Source organism: Pseudomonas sp. PDM14, from assembly GCF_014851905.1.
Classification (GTDB): domain Bacteria; phylum Pseudomonadota; class Gammaproteobacteria; order Pseudomonadales; family Pseudomonadaceae; genus Aquipseudomonas.
Map to the genome: position 1 here is coordinate 2,029,721 of NZ_JACVAQ010000001.1, position 18,818 is coordinate 2,048,538.

Here is an 18,818-nt window from a genome sequence, read left to right on the forward strand (position 1 = left end):
CGTGATGGACAAGAGACTCCCCGTAACCGTGCTGTCGGGTTTTCTCGGTGCCGGCAAGAGCACGTTGCTCAACCATATACTGAGGAACCGCGAGAACCGCCGCGTGGCGGTGATCGTCAACGACATGAGCGAGATCAACATCGACGGCAGCGAGGTGCAGAAGGGCGTCAGTCTCAACCGCGCCGAGGAGAAGCTGGTGGAGATGAGCAACGGCTGCATCTGCTGCACCTTGCGCGAGGATCTGCTGGAAGAGGTCAGCCGCCTGGCGCGCGACGGGCGCTTCGATTACCTGCTGATCGAATCCACCGGCATCGCCGAGCCGTTGCCGGTGGCGGAGACCTTCACCTTTCGCGATGAGCAGGGCCAGAGCCTGAGTGACCTGGCGCGCCTGGACACCATGGTCACGGTGGTCGACGGGGTCAACTTCCTGCCCGACTTCCATGCGGCGCAGAGCCTGGCCAGCCGCGGTGAAACCCTCGGCGAAGACGACGAGCGCTCGATCACCGACCTGCTGGTCGAGCAGATCGAGTTTGCCGACGTGATCCTCATCAGCAAGGTCGACCTGATCGCCCGCGCCGAGCGCGAGGAGCTGAGCGCCATCCTGCGCCGCCTCAACACGCGGGCGGAAATCCTGCCGATGGCCATGGGTGGCGTACCGCTGGAGAAGATCCTCGACACCGGCCGTTTCGATTTCGAGCGCGCCGCCGAGGCGCCCGGCTGGTTGCAGGAGCTGCGCGGCGAGCACGTGCCGGAAACCGAGGAGTACGGCATCGCCTCCAGTGCCTATCGGGCACGGCGACCATTCCATCCGCAGCGTTTCTTCGCTTTCCTCGATCGGCCGTGGAGCAACGGCCGCCTGCTGCGCTCCAAGGGTTTTTTCTGGCTGGCGAGCAAGCCGCAGGATGCCGGCAGCTGGTCGCAGGCCGGCGGGCTGATGCGCCACGGGCATGCCGGGCGCTGGTGGCGCTTCGTCCCCAAGGCACAGTGGCCGAGCGATGAGGACAACCTGGCAGACATCCTCAAGCATTGGGACAAGGAGACCGGTGACTGCCGCCAGGAACTGGTGTTCATCGGCCAGCACATCGACTTCGTCCAGCTCAGCGCCGAGCTGGACGCCTGCCTGCTCGACGATGCTGAACTGGCTGCCGGCCCGCAAAGCTGGGTGCTGTTGCCCGATCCGTTCGGGCCTTGGCACGAGGAAGCCGCCTGATGCTCGCAATGCGCTTGTCGCCAGCGCCGCGTCAGGTTCGTGGTGAAGCACCGCAGGTGCTTGGCGAGGTGCTGGAAGACGGCGTCAACCTGGCGCTCTGGCAGCGGCGGCTGCCGGTACAGATCGAGGATTTCGCCACACTGTTGCTGGCACAGAAGCAGCCACTGGCCGAGTCGCTGACGGTTGCCCTGGAGCATGCCGATGCACCGGTGCAGTTGCCCACGCTCGCTGCCGGCTATACCGACCTGCACGGCTATGCGGCGTTCGTCAGCGACGTCGAATGGTTGGTTCAGGCCTTCGCTTGCCTGCTCGATGCGCGACGTATTGGCGTGCGCCTGCGCATTCTCGATCAGGCGATGTGCCCGCGTTTTCATGTCGATCATGTGCCGCTGCGGCTGATCACGACCTACGCCGGCATCGGCAGCCAGTGGCTGCGAGAAGGTGTGATGCCGAGGGCACGACTCGGCGATGCGCGGGCCGAGCCAGAGGATGCCGGCCTGATCGAACAGCTGGCCGCTGGCGAGGTGGCCTTGGCCAAGGGCGAGAAGTGGCTGGGCAACGAAGGCGCGGGGTTGATCCACCGCTCGCCGCAACCGCAGGGTGGCGAGCGGCGTCTGCTGCTGACCCTGGACTGGCTCGCCTAGCGCGCCATCCACACGCCCTTGCTCTGCTGCTCACAGGCGGGCTTGAGGTAGCGCGCATCGGTGGCGACGCCGTAGTAGTGGATGTCCTGCTGATACGGCGTGCCGACGACCTTGGCGTTGCGGCATTCACCGAAGGCGCCGATCGGGCACTGCTCGGCGAAAATGACGTCGACCTTCTGCCCTTGCAGCTGCGGCTGGCAGAAGCCGCTGCGGAACAGGTTCGGGGGAATCGTGCGGTTCTGCTGGCAGACCTTCACGTCCACCTGGTTGCCCTGGGCCGTCACCACACAGGCTTCACCCCAGGCCTGACCCGCCAGGGCCAGCGTCATCAGTACCGCCGCAATCGCACGCATCCCAGCCATCCTCCACAACAAAGTCGCGACTTTAGCCTTTTCCGCCCGCCTGCAAAACCTCACCATAGCGCCATGCTGAAGAATATCCCGACCCACGTCATCGCCGGCCCGCTGGGTGCCGGCAAGACCAGCCTGATCCGCCACCTGCTGGCGCAGAAGCCCGCGGCCGAGCGCTGGGCGATCCTGATCAACGAGTTCGGCCAGATCGGCCTGGATGCGGCCCTGCTGAGCACCGACACCGACGGCATCAGCCTCGCCGAAGTGGCGGGCGGTTGCGTCTGCTGCGTCAACGGCGCGCCGTTCCAGGTCGGCCTAGGCCGCCTGCTGCGCAAGGCTCGCCCGGATCGACTGCTGATCGAGCCTTCGGGCTTGGGGCATCCAAGTGAATTACTGCGCCAGTTGCGCAGCGTGCCCTGGCTCGACGTGCTGGCGGTGCAACCGGCCGTGCTGGTGCTGGATGCTGCCGCCCTGGCCACCGGCGAATCGCTGCCCAGTGCCCAGCAACACGCGCTACCGGACGCCGGCCTGCTGGTGCTGAACAAGAGCGAAGCGCTGGATGCCGCAACGCGCGAAAAGCTCGCGCAAGGGCTGCCGGATTTGCCCCTATGCTGGACCAGTCAGGGCCGTATCGCCTTTCACGCCCTGCCCGGGCATGCCGTGATCGCCGGTGAAGCCGAGCACCCTACGACGCTGCCCGACGGACAGCTGCCGCCAGGCGCGATGTGGCGCGAGTCCCACGAGCCGATCTGCCAGATCCAGCAGCAGGCGGATGGCTGGAGCATCGGCTGGCGCTGGCACCCCAGCCAGCGCTTCGAGCTGATGGCCGTGCAGCAGTGGTTGCTGGCCCTGCCCTGGCGTCGCGCCAAGCTGGTGCTGCAGACCAACGCCGGCTGGCTGTCGGCCAATGCGCAGCAGGGCCAGGCGCTGCACTGGCAGAACAGTGAGTGGCGCAAGGATTCGCGCCTGGAACTGATCTTCGATGAGGCGCAGCCTGTCGAGGCGTTGCAGGCCGGTTTTCGTGCCTGCCTGCTGGCGGATTAGTTCACTACGGCTTCCGCGCCAGTGGCCGTCAACGCGTCGAGCTCGCCGATGATCTGCGTTGCATACCGGTTGACCAGCGAGGGAATCGCGCTGGTCTGGTAGTTGCGCAGCGACGGTTCGATGTATCTCCACTTGTGCCGGATATCGCCGAGCAGGCGTTGCGCACCGCTGATTCCGTGCAGGCCGTCATCGAACTGGCGGACCAGCTCTCCGATGTCCTGCCCGTCACCGCCCAGGGTATTGGCGCCAACGCTGTAGGCGATGTAGCTGGTAGCGATGGACTGCAGCAGCCATTGCAGCTGCCGCGTCTGTGCGCCAGGCGTGAGCGCAGGCGCGGCACCAAGGTGCTCGGCGCCGCAGAGCTGCAGCAGGCGGCTGTGACGTGCGATCAACTCGGCAATCGTGTTGCCGTCCAGTTCCTTGCGCTGCTGCAGGTCGCCGACCATCTGCCGCAGCTGCTGTTCATAGGCTGCCCATTCGCCAGACAGCGCACCCGTGGCATGTGCCCGCAACGCCTGCAGCTGGGTGCGGGCGAGGCGCAGGCGCTGCTCGATGGACGCGCTGTGTTGTGGATCGGCGTCGACGCCGTAGAGCAGGTAGAAGTCTCCGAGGGTGCCCTGCAGAGCCAGGCGCAGGTGATGCAGAGGGATTTCTTCGCTGTCGGCTGGGCCCGCCGATACGGTCGCGCAACAGAGTGCGACCAGCAGGCCGAACAGCAGCCGGATCGATCGATGATTCACGCGAACTCCAGGCATGCGCCGCCGGCGAGGCAGGCTCGCCGGTGGCGCTCAAGACATGAGAAAGGGTTGATCAGGGATGGCTGTTGAACCAGGCAAGCACCTTGCCCGGCGAGGCGGCGAACCATTCGTGGCGGCCCAGCGGCTCGGTGTAGCGACCGGTCTCGATGCCTTGGTGCAACAGGCGGTCGTAGTACAGGTCCATGCTCCACCACGGCACCACCGCATCGACGAAACCATGCAGGAAGTAGGTAGGCGGATGGTCGGCCGGCAGTTGCTCAGGCACCACGCAGAGCGGGCCGGAACAGGTGGCGTACGAACCGGACTGCACCACCAGTGCACGGAACTGACCCGGGAACGAGACGGCCATGCGGCTGCTGTTGTAGCCACCGCTGGAAATGCCGGTGGCGTACTTGCGCTGACTGTTGAGCGGGCCGAAGTGGCCGGAAGCGATGGCGCTCAGCACATTGCCGAGGAAGTCGTAGTCGGTGGTCGCCTCGTAGGCCTGGGCCAGGCCGGGGATGTTGGTCTGCCAGAACAGGTCCGCCGGCGCACTCGGCGCAACCACCGCGTAACCATTGTTGAGCAGGGTCTGGATGACCTTGCCTTCGTAGTACCCACCGAAGGGCATGTTGCTGTAGTAGGTGAAATCGTTGAGCGGGAAGAACGAGCCCTGGTACATCAGCACCACCGGCCAGCCACCTGCCGGCGGTGTGCCCAGCGGCGTCTGGTAGATCACCTTGCGCTTGCCGACGATGCCGGAATCGAGCCAGGTGGATTGATAGGTACAGCTGACCTTGGCTGGCAGCAGCAGGGTTTTGGCGCGCTCGCTACAGCGTGAATCGGCCCACGCCGGGCTGTGGATCAGGCAGGAAAACAGCAGCGAAGCGAGTAGACCGAGACGGGTGTGGCGAGCAGTGAACATGGCGGATTCTCCGTTGTTATTGTGGTTGTTGCCCGACAAATAGAAACAGGAATTCCGATTCCGTCAAGTGTCTGAATCCAAGCTTCACGCGGCCTGCAGCGCTAAGGTGCAACACACACAAGCAGGGAACAGGCGATATAGAGCGCCGCAAGCGCCTTGCGGCCTGCGCAAGAAATTGCGCAAAAAATGCACAGGCAAAGAAAAATTTTCCCGGCCTCTTGCCAGCGATCAGTGACGCAGCTAATTTGTATCGGAACCGATGTTCCGATTCCGATAAAAACAACAGCTGGAGGTCATCGTGGCCCATTAAGGAAGAGGCTTGGCAGTCGCCGGCCTGGCGCTGCTCGGCGTTCTGCCGTTCAGCGCGGCACATGCATTTCAGGTTCGCTCAGGAGACTGGACGACCTCTCTGGACACAACCCTGTCGTACGGCGTCAGTTACCGCATGGAGGATCAGGACAGCAAACTGATCGCCAGGGCGAACGGCGGCACCGGCAGCAATGCCGGGCTGATCAACTCCGACGACGGCAACCTCAACTTCCGCAAACACGAGCTGTTCTCCGAAGTGGTCAAGGCCGTTTCGGAGCTGGACCTGCGCTACCAGGATACCTACGGCATCTTTGTGCGCGGTCGTACCTTCTACGATTTCGAGCTGGAGGAAGACGAGCGCCGCCACCGGCAGATCAGCGATGCCGGGCTCGATGAAGCCGGCTCCAGCGCCGATCTGCTCGACGCTTTCATCTACGGCAGCTGGACGATCAACGAGCGCGCCCTCAACGCCCGCCTCGGCCGCCAGGTGATCAACTGGGGCGAGGGCCTGTACTACCAGAACGGCATCGGCACTACCAACCCGGTGGACATCAATGCCCTGCGTGCGCCCGGCTCGGAGCTGAAGGAGGCGTACATGCCGACCTTCATGGCCTACGGCTCGTTCGAGTTGCGCGACAACCTCAGCATCGAAGGCTACTGGCAACCCGGCAAAGCCTGGGAAGCCTCGAAGATCGACCCTTGCGGCACCTACTACTCGACCCTCGACGTGATCGGTGAAGGCTGCGATTACCTCGCCGTTTCGCCACTGCAGGAATCCGCCACCGCCCTGGCCGGCGCGGCGCAGGCATTCGACAACCCGGCGTTCGCCCAGGCCTACGCCGACAGCCTGCCTCCCGGCTTCGTCAACAGCCTGCTGGCCGGCTATGTGCCGACCACCTTCATGCCACGCGCACAGGATATCGACGGCGACGATTCCGCCCAGTACGGCCTGGCCCTGCGCTGGTTCGTGCCGGAACTGAACGACACCGAACTGGGCTTCTACTACCTGCGCTACAACATGCAGGTGCCGATGCTCGGCCTGACCGTCGGCCAGCCGGTGGTGCTGCCCGTGGTCGGCGCGCTGCCCAACGCCAGCAGCTCGCGCTACTACGCAGAGTACCTGGAGAAGCGCGAGCTCTACGGCATCAGCTTCAACACCTCGATCGGCGGCGACAGCATCTTCAACGGCCTGTCCCTGGCCGGCGAGCTGAGCTACCGGCCGAACACACCGATCGCCCTCGGCCTGGAAGAGTACCTGCCGATCGCCCTGCTCAACCCCGACGGCCTGCCGGCAGGCGCCCACCTCGACGGTTACCGCGAGAAGGACATGTACCAGGCCTCGCTGGTCGGTATCTACAACTTCACCGGCCTGTTCGGCGCCGACTCGGCGACGCTGTTCTCCGAGCTGGTTGCCAGCCGCGTGCAGGGCCTGGAGTCAGACGTCGACTACTACGAAGCCACCAGCACCGCCTACGGCGCCCAGGTGAGCATGCAGCTGACCTACAGCAACGTGTTCAACCTGGTGAACCTGGTGCCCAACTTCAGCTACCAGTACAGCATCAACGGCGTCGCGCCCCAGCTCACCAACGGCCTGGACGAGGAAGCGCAGAGCTACTCGGTCGGCATCGACGCGATCTACAAGGAATCACTGACGGTCGGCACCAAGTACGTCGGCTACAGCGGAGGCGGTCTGTCGAACAAGCGCAGCGACCGCGACTTCCTCAGCTTCAACGTCAAATACAGCTTCTGACAAGGAACCCTCGTCATGTACACATCAGGACTACTCCGTAGCGGGCTGTTGACCGCCCTCGCCCTGCTGGCCGCGCCAGCGCTGCACGCGCAGGTTTCCGCTGACCAGGCCGCACGCCTCGGCCAAGACCTTACGCCAATGGGCGCCGAAAAGGCCGGCAACGCCGCCGGCACCATTCCCGCCTGGGACGGTGGCCTGGCCAGGCAGGCCGATGCCTTCGACCCGGCCGTGGGCTACAAGGACCCGTTCGCCGCCGATCAGCCACTGTTCAGCATCACCAACGCCAACGCCGCGCAGTACGCCGACCACCTGAGCCCAGGCCAGCTGGCGATGCTCAAACGATATCCGCAGAGCTGGAAACTGCAGGTCTACCCGACACGGCGCTCGGCGTCGTACCCGGACAAGGTCTATGCAGCGGTCAAGGACAACGCCACCAGCGCCAAGCTGATCGCCAACGGCAACGGCATCGCCGACTTCAAGACGGCGACGCCCTTCCCCATCCCGCAATCGGCCCTCGAAGTGCTGTGGAACCACCTGGTGCGCTACCGCGGCGACAGCGTGAAGCGCTTCTATGCGCAGGCCGTGCCGCACGCCAGCGGCGACTACTTCATGACCCAGATCGAGGACCTGTTCCTGTTCAACCAGGACGCCGGCAACGCCGCCAAGGACAACGGCAACATCCTCTTCTACTTCCGCCAGTCGGTACTCGCCCCGGCGCGCCTGGCCGGCACCGAGCTGCTCGTCCACGAGACCGTCGACCAGGTCAAGGAGCCGCGTCTGGCCTGGCTCTACGCCGCCGGCCAGCGCCGCGTACGACGCACGCCGAACGTGACCTACGACTCGCCCGGCACCGCCTCCGAAGGCATGCGCACCACCGATAACTTCGACATTTTCTCGGGAGCCCCGGACAAGTACGACTGGAAACTGATGGGCAAGAAGGAGCTGTACGTGCCCTACAACAGCTACCGTTTTGCCTCGCGCAGTGTGAAGTACAAGGACATCGTCAAGGCCGGCCACGTCAATCCGGACCTGCTGCGCTACGAACTGCACCGGGTGTGGCACGTGCGGGCGACGCTGAAGACCGGCATGCGCCACCAGTACAAACAGCGCGATATGTACTTCGATGAGGACAGCTACCAGATCGTCGTCGTTGACCATTACGACAACCGCGACAATCTCTGGCGTCTCGGCGAGTCGTACACCATCAACTTCTATGACCAGCCACTGTTGTGGACCAAAGGCGACGCGATATATGACCTGATCGGTGGCCGCTATGTCATTGGCATATTGTCCAACGAAGAGCCGGCGGATCAATTTGGTGTGTCGTTAAAACCGTCCGACTTCACCCCGGCACAATTACGCCGTGACAGCAGGCGTTAATGCTTTTGAACTTCCAGGTAACTACAGACGAGCCGCGAAAGTTCTCCGGGAATAAGTTCCCGGGGGGTCGTGCCCATCGCGCCGATCATCGTGAAATAGTTCATGCCCGCGATCAGCACATGGGCACTGAGGTCCGCAGCCTGCTCCGGGCGCGGGTGACCAAGCTGGTTCAGCCGGGCCAGGGCGATGCGACAGAAGGCCTGGCCGATGTAGGCGTTGAGCTGGTGAAAGCGCTGGCGGAACTGGATGTCCGCCGAGCTGCGCCGAACCAGCGCACGGAGCAGGCCTTCGCTGCCGACGAACAGGGCGATCACCCTCTGGATGAAGGCTTCGATCTGCGCGTCCAGCGGCGCTTCGCTGCGGTTGATCTCGTCGGTGAGCGCGTCTATCGCGGCCTTTCCCTGCTCGACGAAGCGTTCGTGAACGGCATACAGCAGCACGTCCTTGTCAGCCAGCAAGCGATAGAACGTACCCACCGAAGACTCAGCGAGTTGGGCAATCTGCGAGATGCCGGTTTCTTCGAAACTGTCGTTCGCCAACAGCTCGGCGGCAACATTGAGGAAGCGTTCCAGAGCTTTCTTGCTACGAGCCTGGGTGGGGCTGGCGATGCTGTACATGATCTTTTCTCAAACCGACGCAGGCCCGATTCTAGGGGGTTTACCGAAGCAAGGCAAATAACCGAACCCATATAAGCCGCGCTTCTAATTCTGTTTAAACAGCCAGCTTTTATTAGGTCGCAATTACACCGCGATCATGAATTTTTATTGTCTTGAATAATGAATGGAAGAACTTAGCCATGGACTACATAACTTTGCCAGGCGGTCGTTTTGCCTATATTCGCGAGGGCCACGGCGTGCCGGTGTTGTTGCTCCACGGATTGGGCTCGTCGCTGCTCGACTGGCAACCGCAAATCGATTGCCTGGCGCATTCCTGCTGCGTGTACGCACTGGACCTACGCGGCCACGGCGAGAGTGAGCCCCTGCGCGCGCCAATCACCATCGCCGAGATGGCCGCCGACGTGGCGGCCTTCATCGAAGCCAAACAGATCGGCCCCTGCATCGTTGCCGGCATCTCCATGGGCGGCATGGTCGCCTTCCAGTTGCTCGCCGACCGGCCGCAGCTGGTGCACGCAGCAGCGGTGATCAACAGCGCACCGAGCTTCCCGCTCGACTCCTGGCGTATTCGCGCCCAGGTCTGGCTGCGCCTGACACTGGTTCGCCTGTTCGGTCTGCCGGCGCTGGCCGGGATGCTCGCCAACAAGCTGTTTCCCAAACCGGAACAGCAGGCACTGCGTGACCTGGTCAGCGAGCGTATCGCCGGCAACGACCGCACCTCCTACCTGCACGCCATGCGCGCGATCCCCGGCTGGTCGACCCTGCCGGCGGTGCAGATGCGGGACACGCCCGTACTGGTGATCGCCGGTGACCGCGACTACACCCCGCTAGCCTACAAGGAGGCGTACGTGCGCGAGCTGCGCAATGCACGTCTGGAGGTGGTGGAAGACTCCGGGCATGCCACGCCGCTGGATCAGCCAGAGCGGCTGAACGCCCTGCTGCTGGATTTTATCGCCGAGCATTCGGCGACTTTGCCTGCCTGACGCCGGGCGGAGTCGTCGTTACACTTGGCCGCAGTCCACTGCTGCGGCCCTTTTTATGCACCTGCTCCCCTGGTCCCATTCCTGTTCCGCCGGTTTCACCCTCACGGGCTGGCACTCCGCGCCTTCGGGCAAGCCGCTGCTGCACTTCCTGCATGGCAACGGTTTCTGCGGCCGCGCCTATGAGCCGATGCTGGCGCAGCTCGCCGAGCATTTCGACCTGTGGCTGTGCGATGTCCAGGGCCACGGTGAAACCGAACACGGCGGCCGCTTCCACGGCTGGAACCGCAGCGCCGAACTGGCCATTGAGGCTTTTGAAGCGGGCCGCGGCATCTTTGCTGATGTGCCGCGCTACATCCTCGGCCACAGCTTCGGCGGCGTGCTCAGCAGCCTGATCCTGGCCCGCCATCCACAACTGTTCCGCCGCGCCGTGCTGCTCGACCCGGTGCTGTTCACCCCGACCATGATCGGCGTAATGGGCATGTCCGCCCTGCTCGGCGTGCACCGGCGCAATGTCATGGCGAAGAAATCGGCAGCACGCCGGCAGCGCTGGGCGAGCCGCAGCGAAGCCTTCGACCTGCTGCGCGGGCGCGGCATCTTCCGCGGCTGGGACGATGCTGCGCTGCACGCCTATGTCGACCATGCATTGAAGGACAGCGCCGAGGGCGTCGAGCTGAAATGCCGACCGAGCCGCGAAGTGGACATCTTCAGCTCGTTCCCCAAACGCCTGTGGCCCTCGCTGGGCAAGGTGAGCACGCCGACGCTGCTGATCCACGGCGAACAGACCTACCCCTTCGTCGGCAAATCGGCACGGCGCCTGGCGGCGAGCAACCCGTCGGTGACCGAGCTGGCCGTGTCCGGTGGCCACTGCTTCATGCAGGAACACCCGCAGCGCACTGCCGAGCAAGTGGCTGCGTTTCTGCTGGCGCGTGGCTGACCCCCAGGCTGTACGCGAAGGTGTCTGGCTACTGCTGTCCGAGCTGTGGCTGGATACTCAGCTCGACGCGCCCGCCCATGCACGCATCGCCGCCGGGCTGCGCGAAAGCGGCCTGAGCGTCGACGCACTGCAGCGGATCTTTCTCTACGAAGTGGCGCCGCTGCTGTGGCTCAATCACTGGAGCGTGGCGGGCGTCTGGGACGCTTTCGACGCGCAGTGGCTGATCGCCGGTTGCCAGCGCAATCGTCAGCGTGGCGCGTTGCACCGCCTGCGTTGCCGCCTGCTGCGCAAGCCGATGACCTACGCCTGCATCGACGACTGGCAGGCCATCCTGCGCCTGCTCTAGCTATCCAGGCGATCGTGCTGGCGCTTCCAGTCCTGCAACTGGATGACGTTGCCGACGGGCTGCTGGGTGGCGACGACCGCCTCTTCGGTCACCGGCGTCGTGGCCGGGTGCGGATCCAGCTCGATGCTGCCGAGTTGCTGGCCAAACATGCTGATGCGGCCACTCAAGCGCTGCTCACCAGTGACGGTGAACTCGAAGCCGTAAAGCCGCGCCAGCCGACGATTGCCACGCCCATCGCGCAGCACGGCCAATCGCTGCAACGCAACGTTGCCATCGAGCAACTCCACCTCCAGCCGCGCGCAATGCTGCTTGGCCAGCAACAGGGCGCGCTCGCGAATGCCATGCCCACGCCACAACCAGGCCGCGGCGGCGACAAACAGGATCAACAGGAAGACATCGAACAGGCTCAGCATGACAACTCCCGGAACAGTCATGGGCAGCTTAACCGATCCGCCGGGTTGTTCTCACAACCCGCGTATACGGATATTGAGAACATCCGGCTGATTGGTTAGCGTCCGGGCAGGGCTGGAATCCACCGAGAAACAAGGCCGCGCACGACGGTCATCAGGGAGTAGCTGGGGCATGCGAGTGATCGGGATAGTGGGCGGGCTACTGAGCGTCGCCCTGCTTGGCTGTGGGCTGTTCTACTGGCTGCGCGACGAGCCGCAGAGTGCCGAGGTAGGGCAGTGGCTGGCACAGGCGCAGCTGCGGCCGGGGAGCAGCGCGGCCTATCTGTTTCTCGCCGGGCTCGATGCGCCGCTCCGGCATTCGCCAGCGGCGCTGGGTCAGGCTCGCTTGCACGAGTACCAGCAATGGCAGGCCCGCCACGGTTTCGCCGAGCCGGGTTTTACTCCAGCGCCGCAGACACGCCTGCCGCTGCCTGCCGGCAAGGACTTCTGCCCGGTCGAGAAGCAGGCCTGTTTCGCCGGGCTGCTGGAGCGCCAGGAACAACTACCGGCGCTGGTCGCCGAGCACGGCGCCCTGCTCAACCGTTATCGCTACCTCCTCACGCTCGGCGATTTTCGCACCCTCCAAGCTCCCAGCGCTGCCGAGCCCGTGTTGCCGCTCACCTACCTGGTTCGCGGCCAGCAGTTGCTGAGCCTGCGTGCGCTGTCGCTGGCCCTGAGCGGTGACGGGGCGACGGCGCAGGCGCTGTTGCTGGAAGACCATGCCGGTGTGCGCCGGTACCTGGCGCAGGCCGATCAGCTGGTGCTGAAAATGGTCCTGACCTCGATGCTCAATCGCAACCTGGAGTGGCTGGCCCGCCTGCAGCGCATGGGCCTGACGCCGCACGCCGCGCCCCTGGCGCCGCTGACTGTGGCCGAGCGCACACTGCGCCCGGCGCTGCAGCGCGAGTTTCTCGGCACCGCGACGCTGCTGGCGGAATTGCGCGAGGACGACATCCCCGGCCTGCTGGAGGAGGCATCGATGTTCTTTGAGTACAAGCCGCAGATGACCATCAATGCCAGCCTGATCCAGTACCAGCAGACCAGCAACCTGTCGGAAACCACGCCGGTGATCTTCCAGCAACTGGTCAGCAGCAACCCCGAGATCAGCATTCCCCACACCGGCCTTCGCAACCGCGTCGGCAACATCCTGCTGAGCATCGCCAACCCGGATTTCGTCGCCTATGTCGGGCGCCTGATGGACATCGACAGCAAGATTCGCCTGGTCAGCCTCAGCGCCCACCCGCAGCCCGGCGCGCAACTGCTGGCGCAAGTGGCGGGGCTGCCGGAGGCGGTCAGCCCGTACCTGGAAACGCAGCGGCCGTTCCTCGACAAGCAGGGGCGCCTGTGTTTCGACGGCCCCCTGCCGGCCCGTGAGTCCGGGCGCTGCGTGCCGCTCTGAGCGGCTCGGTCAGCCGGTCAGGCCGAGGCGCTGGCACATGCCATTAGCGATTTCGCGCTCGCCCATGATCACCAGGTCGGCGCCATTCTGTTCGAGGTAGTCGACCTCGGCGTCGAAGTGGGCACGGGCGATGATTTCCAGGTTCGGGTTCAGCGCCCGCGCCTGCTGGGTGATCTGCCCGGCTTCGAAGCCATTGGCGATGGCGATCAGCAGCCAGCGCGCATGCTCGACCTGGGCCAGCTCCAGCACGCCGGGGCGCGCCGCGTTGCCCAGCACGGCACTGATGCCGGCACTGCGCAGTTCGTCGAGACCGGCGCGGTTGTCCTCGGTCACCACCAGCGGAATACCCGCCTCGCGCAGCCGCTCGGCAACGCGGCGACCCACCCGGCCGTAGCCGATCAGCAGCGCATGGTTGCGCTCCAGAATCGGTGGCGGCGCATCCATCTCGGTCTGGCTCGGCAAGCCGACACCTTCGCGCCGGTCCAGCCAGGGCTGCAGGCGCTGGATGGCGAGGAACAGCAGCGGATTGACCAGGATCGACAGGATCGCGCCAGCCAGCAGCAGGTCGCGGCCCTGCTCCGGTAGCAGCTCCAGGCCGATGCCCAGGGAGATCAGGATGAAACTGAATTCGCCGATCTGCGCCAGGCTCGCGGAAATCGTCAGCGCCGTGCTCAACGGATGGCCGAAGGCGCGGACGATGGCCAGGGCTGCCAGGGACTTGCCAACGACGATGACGAGGAAGGTCGCCAGTACCGGCAGCGGCTCCTTGAACAGGATCAGCGGGTCGAACAGCATGCCCACCGAAACGAAGAACAGCACGGCGAAGGCGTCGCGCAGCGGCAGGGTCTTCTCGGCGGCGTCGTGGCTCAGTTCCGATTCGTTGAGCACCATGCCGGCGAAGAACGCGCCGAGGGCGAAGGACACGTCGAACAGCTGCGCCGAGCCGAAGGCGATACCCATGGCGATGGCCAGCACGGCCAGGGTGAACAGCTCGCGCGAGCCGCTGGCCGCGACCTTGGCCAGGATCCAGGGAATCGCGCGGCGCCCGACCAGCAGCATCAGGGCGATGAACGCACCGACCTTGGCCAGGGTGATCAGCAGTTCGAGGCCGATGCTGACGTCCTCGTTGGTCGGCTTGCCGCCGAGCACGCCCGACAGAGCCGGCAGCAGCACCAGGGCGAGGACCATCACCAGGTCCTCGACGATCAGCCAGCCGATGGCGACGCGCCCGCGCTGGGTGTCGAGCAGGTTGAGTTCTTCCAGGGCGCGCAGCAGCACCACGGTACTGGCGACCGACAGCGCCAGGCCGAAGATCAGGCCGGCGCCGAGCGTCCAGCCCAGCGACCAGGCCAGGCCCATGCCCAGCAGCGTGGCAACGGTGATCTGCACCACCGCGCCGGGAATGGCGATGGCCTTGACCGACATCAGGTCCTTCATCGAGAAATGCAGGCCGACACCGAACATCAGCAGGATCACGCCCAGCTCGGAAATTTCCATCGACAGCGCCTGGTCGGCGACGAAACCCGGGGTGAACGGCCCGGCGACGACGCCGGCGAACAGGTAGCCGACCAGCGGCGAGATACGCAGACGCTGGGCCAGCGTACCGAAGACAAATGCCAGAACCAGGCCGGCGGCGAGGGTGGCGAGCAGGGGGGTGTGGTGGGGCATTCGGGCTCCTTTAGAGGCACGCAGGGAACAGCCTGATGGGCACGCAAGGCGGTTCGAAGGTGGATCACGGGGGCCAGACCCGTGCTGGATACGGCGATTGCCGCGGCCGCTAGAGTAACCCGATAAGCGGTCGCAGCGGACGCTGATTTCTTCTCCGGGCGTGTATCGCTCAGCTGTCGACACGCAGCGCGCGGTAGCGCTGCTCCAGCTCCTCGCGAATCTCCCGGCGCTGGCGGGCCTGGTCGAAACGACGCTGCTCGTCGGCACTGTTCGGCTGCAGCGGCGGCACCAGGGTCGGCTGGCGTTCGTCGTCCACCGCGACCATGGTGAAGAAGCAGCTGTTGGTGTGGCGCACCGAGCGCTCGCGGATGTTCTCGGTGACCACCTTGATGCCGATTTCCATCGAGGTGCGCCCGGTGTAGTTGACCGAGGCGAGGAAGGTCACCAGCTCGCCGACGTGAATCGGCTCGCGGAAGATCACTTGGTCCACCGACAGGGTCACCACGTAGCGCCCGGCATAGCGGCTGGCGCAGGCGTAGGCCACTTCGTCGAGGTACTTGAGCAGGGTGCCACCGTGAACATTGCCGGAAAAGTTGGCCATGTCGGGGGTCATCAGAACGGTCATCGACAGCTGTGCGGTTCCGGGTTCCATAGAGCGCTCTGTGCAGGGTGGTCAGGCAACCTTAGTCGGCCGCAGCCGCGGTTGCCCGTTGGCAGTGTCTATCGCCCTGATTGCCATGCAAGAAACCTGCTGTGGCTGGCCAGGCGAGGGTGGCATCGGTTTACCATGGCCATTACCGCCGCGAGGACACCATCGCCATGAAACACTTGCTCTGTTACAGCCTGCTGCTTCTCTCCCCCCTGTGCACCGCCGCGTCGCAGACGTGCGCCACCAGCGCGCAGTGCAACAGTGCCGGCACCGCCGCCTACCAGGCTGGGCGCTATGCCGAAGCCATCGAGGCCTTCGAGCGCCAGCTGCGCCGCGCCGAGAGCAGCGACAACGCGGTCGATCGCGAAGTGGCGCTGAACAACCTGATGCTCGCCACGCTCAAGACCGGCCAGCCGGGGAAGGCGCGGGCCTGGCTGGAAGTGGCGCTGGAGGCTGGCCTCGACGGCCCCGCTACCCGGCACAACCTGGCCAAGCTCGGTGCACTCGACCTGCAGGCGCTGACGGCCAGCCCCGCAGGCCTTTACCGCCGCTATGCCGGGCAGGCGGCCTGGAGCACGCTGGAAATCAGCCCGGCGAGTGATGGCAGCTACCGCGCCGAATTCGCGCCGATCCGCGTGGGCGGCGCACAGCTGGAAGAATGGGGCCCGGCGGCCATCGGCGAACTGACCGGCACGCTGCGTGGGCAGAACGCCTACTACCACCTGGAGTCCCCCGAGCTGCGCAAGGACTGCGCGGTCGAACTGCTGCGCGACGGTCTGCGCCTGCGCGTGCTGGAAACCTTCGCCGAAGGCTGCCAGGACTATGGCGGCGCCAACATCAGCGTCGGCGGGCGCTACTACAAGGTGGATGACCTGGCTCGTCCCTGAGTCCGTTCATGCGCCATCGGCCTGCCAGCGTTTGCGCGCGTGCAGGTAGGCGGCGCTGTCGGCATAGCCGAGCTGCTCGGCAATCTGGCTGCGTGCAAAACCCTGCAGCTCCAGGCTCTGCTCCAGCTCGGCACGCACCGCATCGAGCACCTCACGAAAGCCCAGGCTCTGCTCCTGCAGGCGCCGGCGCAGGGTGCGCGGGCTCTGGTGCAGGGCCTCGGCAGCGACTTCGAGGCTCGGTGCGCGACCGTGCTGCAGCTCGCCGCGCACGAGGTCGGCAACCTTGGCCGCCCAGCCGTTGAACTGCTGCAAGCGCGCCAGGCGTCGATCCAGACTGTCGCGCAGCAGCTCGACCAGCACCGGATGATGCTGGCGCATGGGCAGTGCCAGGCAGGCTGCATCCAGATACAGGCGCGTGTGCGCGGCGCCGAACTGCACCTTGCCGAACCAGCGCGCGTATTGCCCATGGTAGGCCGGTCGGGCATGACGAAACTCGGCGCCCAGCAACTGAAACGCACTGCCGGCCCCCAGGTGCAGCATGCTGACGGCCATCACCGAGTAATGCTCGGTGAGAAAACGCATCAGCGCATCCGGCGCGTCGATATCCAGCTCGATGATCAGGCGTTCGCCGTCGCGCTGCAGGCTCACCTGCTCCATGTCCGAGGCCAGGCGGGCATAGCGCTGCCAATGCTGCAATGCCTGCTCGACGCTGGCGCTGAATTGCGCCAGGTGCAGCAGCACGTGCCAGTCGCCAGGGCTGAACTGGGCGAACAGGTTGAGGCCGATCGCCGGGTCAAGCTCGGCCGCCTGCAGCCACAGCTGCTCCAGGTGCACCAGGCTGTACTCCTGTTGCGGCCGGTGCTGGCTGAGGAAGCGCTGCAACACTCGCCCCAGCGGACCGCGATGGAAGCGCTGGGTGCCGGGGCGCGGCGTGTCCGCTGGCGGGTTGGCCACTTCGGGCAGATTGTTGTCCGTTTCGCGCATGGTGACGGTCGTCGACTTGGCATCTGATACAGGCAACCCGGTAGGCCGGGATTCCAACAAGAGGTTGCCATGAACCCCAGCTCTATCGCCAACAATCCCATCGCCGTGGTCAGTCTGATCTTCCTCGGTTTCATCCTCCTCGAACTCGCCGTGGGCTGCTTCCGCCAGCCGCGCGGGCAGCGCCGCGATGCGCTGATCGAGGTGATCGGCTCCAGCCTGCTGCTGGGCGCGACGTTCCCGCTGATCATGTTTCTCTCCGACCACCTGCTCGGCGAGCTTGCGCCGCAGGCGCGCGGCGCCCTGGCGGGCCTGCCTTTCATCGCCGGCTTCGCCCTGTTCCTGCTGTTCGACGACATGACCCAGTACTGGTGGCATCGGCTCAGCCACAAGGTGCCGTTTCTCTACAACCTGCACCGCGCGCACCACTCGGCGCCGTACATGAGCATCCGCATCGTCTACCGCAACAACAGCTTCTACTACCTGCTGATGCCGGGTATCTGGCTGTCGGCAGTTTTGATCTACCTGGGCCTGGCGCCGGTCTACTACGTCTACCTGATCCTCAAAATGTGCGTGATCTTCGGTGCCCACAGCAGCGTGGCGTGGGACGACAAGCTCTATCGCATCCCGGCCCTGCGCCCGCTGATGTGGCTGCTCGAGCGGACCATCTCCACGCCGTCCACCCATTCGGCCCACCACGGCCTGAACGCCGACGACGGCGTGACCCACTACAAGGGCAATTACGGCAATCTGCTGTTCTTCTGGGACGTGCTATTCGGCAGCGCCAAGATCACCCGTCGCCGCCCCGCGCACTACGGTATCGAAGACATGGCGCCGGTGAGCTGGCAGAGCGAGCTGTTCTGGCCGCTGGTGCGCACTACGCAGGCGCAGCCCCAGGCGAAGGCCGAGGAGGTAGCGCAATGAGTGCGAAGATCATCCTGGTCGCCGGCTCCAGCCGGGTCGACAGCCAGAGCGCCAAGGTCGCTCATTACCTGGCGGCGCGCCTGCGCCGCCGCGAGGTGACGTGCGAAGTGCTGGACCTGGGCCACGAGCCGCTGCCGCTGTGGCCGGTTGCCGAGCCCGTGACGACCTGGCCGGGAATCGCCGAGCGCTTGCGTCAGGCCGAAGCGCTGGTGGTGCTCAGCCCGGAATGGAACGGCATGGCCTGCCCGGCGCTGAAGAACTTCTTCCTCTATGCCGGGCGCGCCGAGCTGGCGCACAAGCCGGCCTTGCTGGTGGGCGTGTCGTCCGGGGGCGGCGGCGCCTATCCGCTCTCCGAGCTGCGCGCCTTCAGCTACAAGAACTGCCGCATCTGCTTCATTCCCGAACAGCTGATAGTGCGCCAGGTCGAGGCGGTGATGAACGACGAACAGACGGCGGAGGCCGACGACCTGCGCATCCGCCAGCGCGCCGACTGGGCCCTGGACGTGCTCCTGCACTACACCGATGCCCTGCGCGACATGCCGCGGCGCATCGACTGGAGCGAACCGCAGTTCGGCAACGGCATGTGAGGCGCAGGGGCTCAGAGCAACAGCGTAACGAGCGAAGGTCTGGCCAGG

20 protein-coding genes are annotated in these 18,818 nt (G+C 65.2%); 12 read left to right on the top strand and 8 right to left on the bottom strand.

What is annotated here, in order from left to right; translation table 11 throughout:
• Window positions 1-4: 4 nt before the first annotated feature.
• Both zigA and IB229_RS09605 read left to right on the top strand, forming a co-directional pair.
• Window positions 5-1,210, top strand: a complete 1,206-nt coding sequence (gene zigA, locus IB229_RS09600; RefSeq protein WP_192327505.1) for a zinc metallochaperone GTPase ZigA — start codon at window positions 5-7, stop codon at window positions 1,208-1,210.
• Window positions 1,210-1,854, top strand: a complete 645-nt coding sequence (locus IB229_RS09605) for a DUF1826 domain-containing protein (RefSeq protein ID WP_192327508.1) — start codon at window positions 1,210-1,212, stop codon at window positions 1,852-1,854. The genes zigA and IB229_RS09605 overlap by 1 nt, the downstream gene beginning before the upstream one ends.
• Here the strand turns inward: IB229_RS09605 and IB229_RS09610 are convergent.
• On the bottom strand, window positions 1,851-2,207 hold the full coding sequence (locus tag IB229_RS09610; protein WP_192327511.1) for an NADH:ubiquinone oxidoreductase: 357 nt from the start codon (window positions 2,205-2,207) through the stop codon (window positions 1,851-1,853). The genes IB229_RS09605 and IB229_RS09610 overlap by 4 nt on opposite strands.
• A gap of 72 nt (window positions 2,208-2,279) precedes the next feature.
• Here IB229_RS09610 and IB229_RS09615 point away from each other — a divergent pair, with 72 nt between their 5' ends.
• On the top strand, window positions 2,280-3,248 hold the full coding sequence (locus IB229_RS09615) for a CobW family GTP-binding protein (protein ID WP_192327514.1): 969 nt from the start codon (window positions 2,280-2,282) through the stop codon (window positions 3,246-3,248).
• On the opposite strand, the gene IB229_RS09620 is transcribed toward IB229_RS09615, so the two are convergent.
• Together IB229_RS09620 and IB229_RS09625 are read right to left on the bottom strand one after the other, a co-directional pair.
• The gene (locus IB229_RS09620; protein ID WP_192327516.1) at window positions 3,245-3,988 is read right to left on the bottom strand and encodes a hypothetical protein; all 744 of its coding nucleotides are present in this window, start codon (window positions 3,986-3,988) and stop codon (window positions 3,245-3,247) included. The genes IB229_RS09615 and IB229_RS09620 overlap by 4 nt on opposite strands.
• Window positions 3,989-4,058: 70 nt before the next feature.
• The gene (locus tag IB229_RS09625) at window positions 4,059-4,910 is read right to left on the bottom strand and encodes an alpha/beta hydrolase-fold protein (protein ID WP_192327519.1); all 852 of its coding nucleotides are present in this window, start codon (window positions 4,908-4,910) and stop codon (window positions 4,059-4,061) included.
• 319 nt (window positions 4,911-5,229) lie between these two features.
• On the opposite strand from IB229_RS09625, the gene IB229_RS09630 reads away from it, so the two are divergent.
• Together IB229_RS09630 and IB229_RS09635 are read left to right on the top strand one after the other, a co-directional pair.
• A complete protein-coding gene (locus tag IB229_RS09630; protein ID WP_192327522.1) occupies window positions 5,230-6,969 on the top strand; it encodes a DUF1302 domain-containing protein in 1,740 nt (579 codons plus the stop codon).
• 15 nt (window positions 6,970-6,984) lie between these two features.
• Complete coding sequence (locus IB229_RS09635) at window positions 6,985-8,349, top strand: DUF1329 domain-containing protein (protein ID WP_192327525.1); 1,365 nt, start codon at window positions 6,985-6,987, stop codon at window positions 8,347-8,349.
• Here the strand turns inward: IB229_RS09635 and IB229_RS09640 are convergent.
• The gene (locus IB229_RS09640) at window positions 8,346-8,966 is read right to left on the bottom strand and encodes a TetR/AcrR family transcriptional regulator (protein WP_192327528.1); all 621 of its coding nucleotides are present in this window, start codon (window positions 8,964-8,966) and stop codon (window positions 8,346-8,348) included. The two genes, IB229_RS09635 and IB229_RS09640, sit on opposite strands and share 4 nt — an antisense overlap.
• 179 nt (window positions 8,967-9,145) lie before the next feature.
• Between IB229_RS09640 and IB229_RS09645 the strand changes: the two genes are divergently transcribed.
• The 3 genes from IB229_RS09645 to IB229_RS09655 are packed head-to-tail and all read left to right on the top strand — an operon-like array spanning window position 9,146 to window position 11,226.
• Complete coding sequence (locus IB229_RS09645) at window positions 9,146-9,946, top strand: alpha/beta fold hydrolase (protein ID WP_192327531.1); 801 nt, start codon at window positions 9,146-9,148, stop codon at window positions 9,944-9,946.
• A gap of 55 nt (window positions 9,947-10,001) precedes the next feature.
• A complete protein-coding gene (locus tag IB229_RS09650) occupies window positions 10,002-10,880 on the top strand; it encodes an alpha/beta fold hydrolase (RefSeq protein ID WP_192327534.1) in 879 nt (292 codons plus the stop codon).
• Window positions 10,873-11,226, top strand: coding sequence for a hypothetical protein (locus IB229_RS09655; RefSeq protein WP_192327537.1), 354 nt, complete (start codon window positions 10,873-10,875; stop codon window positions 11,224-11,226). Before IB229_RS09650 ends, IB229_RS09655 begins: the two co-directional genes overlap by 8 nt.
• On the opposite strand, the gene IB229_RS09660 is transcribed toward IB229_RS09655, so the two are convergent.
• Window positions 11,223-11,639 carry a DUF3301 domain-containing protein gene (locus IB229_RS09660; protein ID WP_192327541.1) on the bottom strand — a complete coding sequence of 139 codons (417 nt, stop codon included), beginning with the start codon at window positions 11,637-11,639 and terminating at the stop codon, window positions 11,223-11,225. The two genes, IB229_RS09655 and IB229_RS09660, sit on opposite strands and share 4 nt — an antisense overlap.
• A 169-nt stretch (window positions 11,640-11,808) precedes the next feature.
• Between IB229_RS09660 and IB229_RS09665 the strand changes: the two genes are divergently transcribed.
• Window positions 11,809-13,074: a hypothetical protein gene (locus tag IB229_RS09665; RefSeq protein WP_192327544.1), complete on the top strand. Its 1,266-nt coding sequence runs from the start codon at window positions 11,809-11,811 to the stop codon at window positions 13,072-13,074.
• 9 nt (window positions 13,075-13,083) lie between these two features.
• Here the strand turns inward: IB229_RS09665 and ybaL are convergent, their stop codons facing one another.
• A complete protein-coding gene (ybaL, locus tag IB229_RS09670) occupies window positions 13,084-14,742 on the bottom strand; it encodes a YbaL family putative K(+) efflux transporter (protein ID WP_192327547.1) in 1,659 nt (552 codons plus the stop codon).
• Between the two features lie 169 nt (window positions 14,743-14,911).
• Window positions 14,912-15,394, bottom strand: a complete 483-nt coding sequence (locus IB229_RS09675; protein WP_192327550.1) for an acyl-CoA thioesterase — start codon at window positions 15,392-15,394, stop codon at window positions 14,912-14,914.
• A 167-nt stretch (window positions 15,395-15,561) separates the two neighbouring features.
• On the opposite strand from IB229_RS09675, the gene IB229_RS09680 reads away from it, so the two are divergent.
• The gene (locus IB229_RS09680) at window positions 15,562-16,278 is read left to right on the top strand and encodes a tetratricopeptide repeat protein (RefSeq protein WP_192327553.1); all 717 of its coding nucleotides are present in this window, start codon (window positions 15,562-15,564) and stop codon (window positions 16,276-16,278) included.
• A 6-nt stretch (window positions 16,279-16,284) separates the two neighbouring features.
• Here IB229_RS09680 and IB229_RS09685 read toward each other — a convergent pair whose 3' ends face one another.
• On the bottom strand, window positions 16,285-17,262 hold the full coding sequence (locus tag IB229_RS09685) for an AraC family transcriptional regulator ligand-binding domain-containing protein (protein ID WP_192327556.1): 978 nt from the start codon (window positions 17,260-17,262) through the stop codon (window positions 16,285-16,287).
• A gap of 69 nt (window positions 17,263-17,331) precedes the next feature.
• Here IB229_RS09685 and IB229_RS09690 point away from each other — a divergent pair, with 69 nt between their 5' ends.
• A complete protein-coding gene (locus tag IB229_RS09690; RefSeq protein WP_192327559.1) occupies window positions 17,332-18,183 on the top strand; it encodes a sterol desaturase family protein in 852 nt (283 codons plus the stop codon).
• Window positions 18,180-18,770, top strand: coding sequence for an NADPH-dependent FMN reductase (locus IB229_RS09695; protein WP_192327562.1), 591 nt, complete (start codon window positions 18,180-18,182; stop codon window positions 18,768-18,770). Before IB229_RS09690 ends, IB229_RS09695 begins: the two co-directional genes overlap by 4 nt.
• Window positions 18,771-18,818 lie beyond the last annotated feature (48 nt).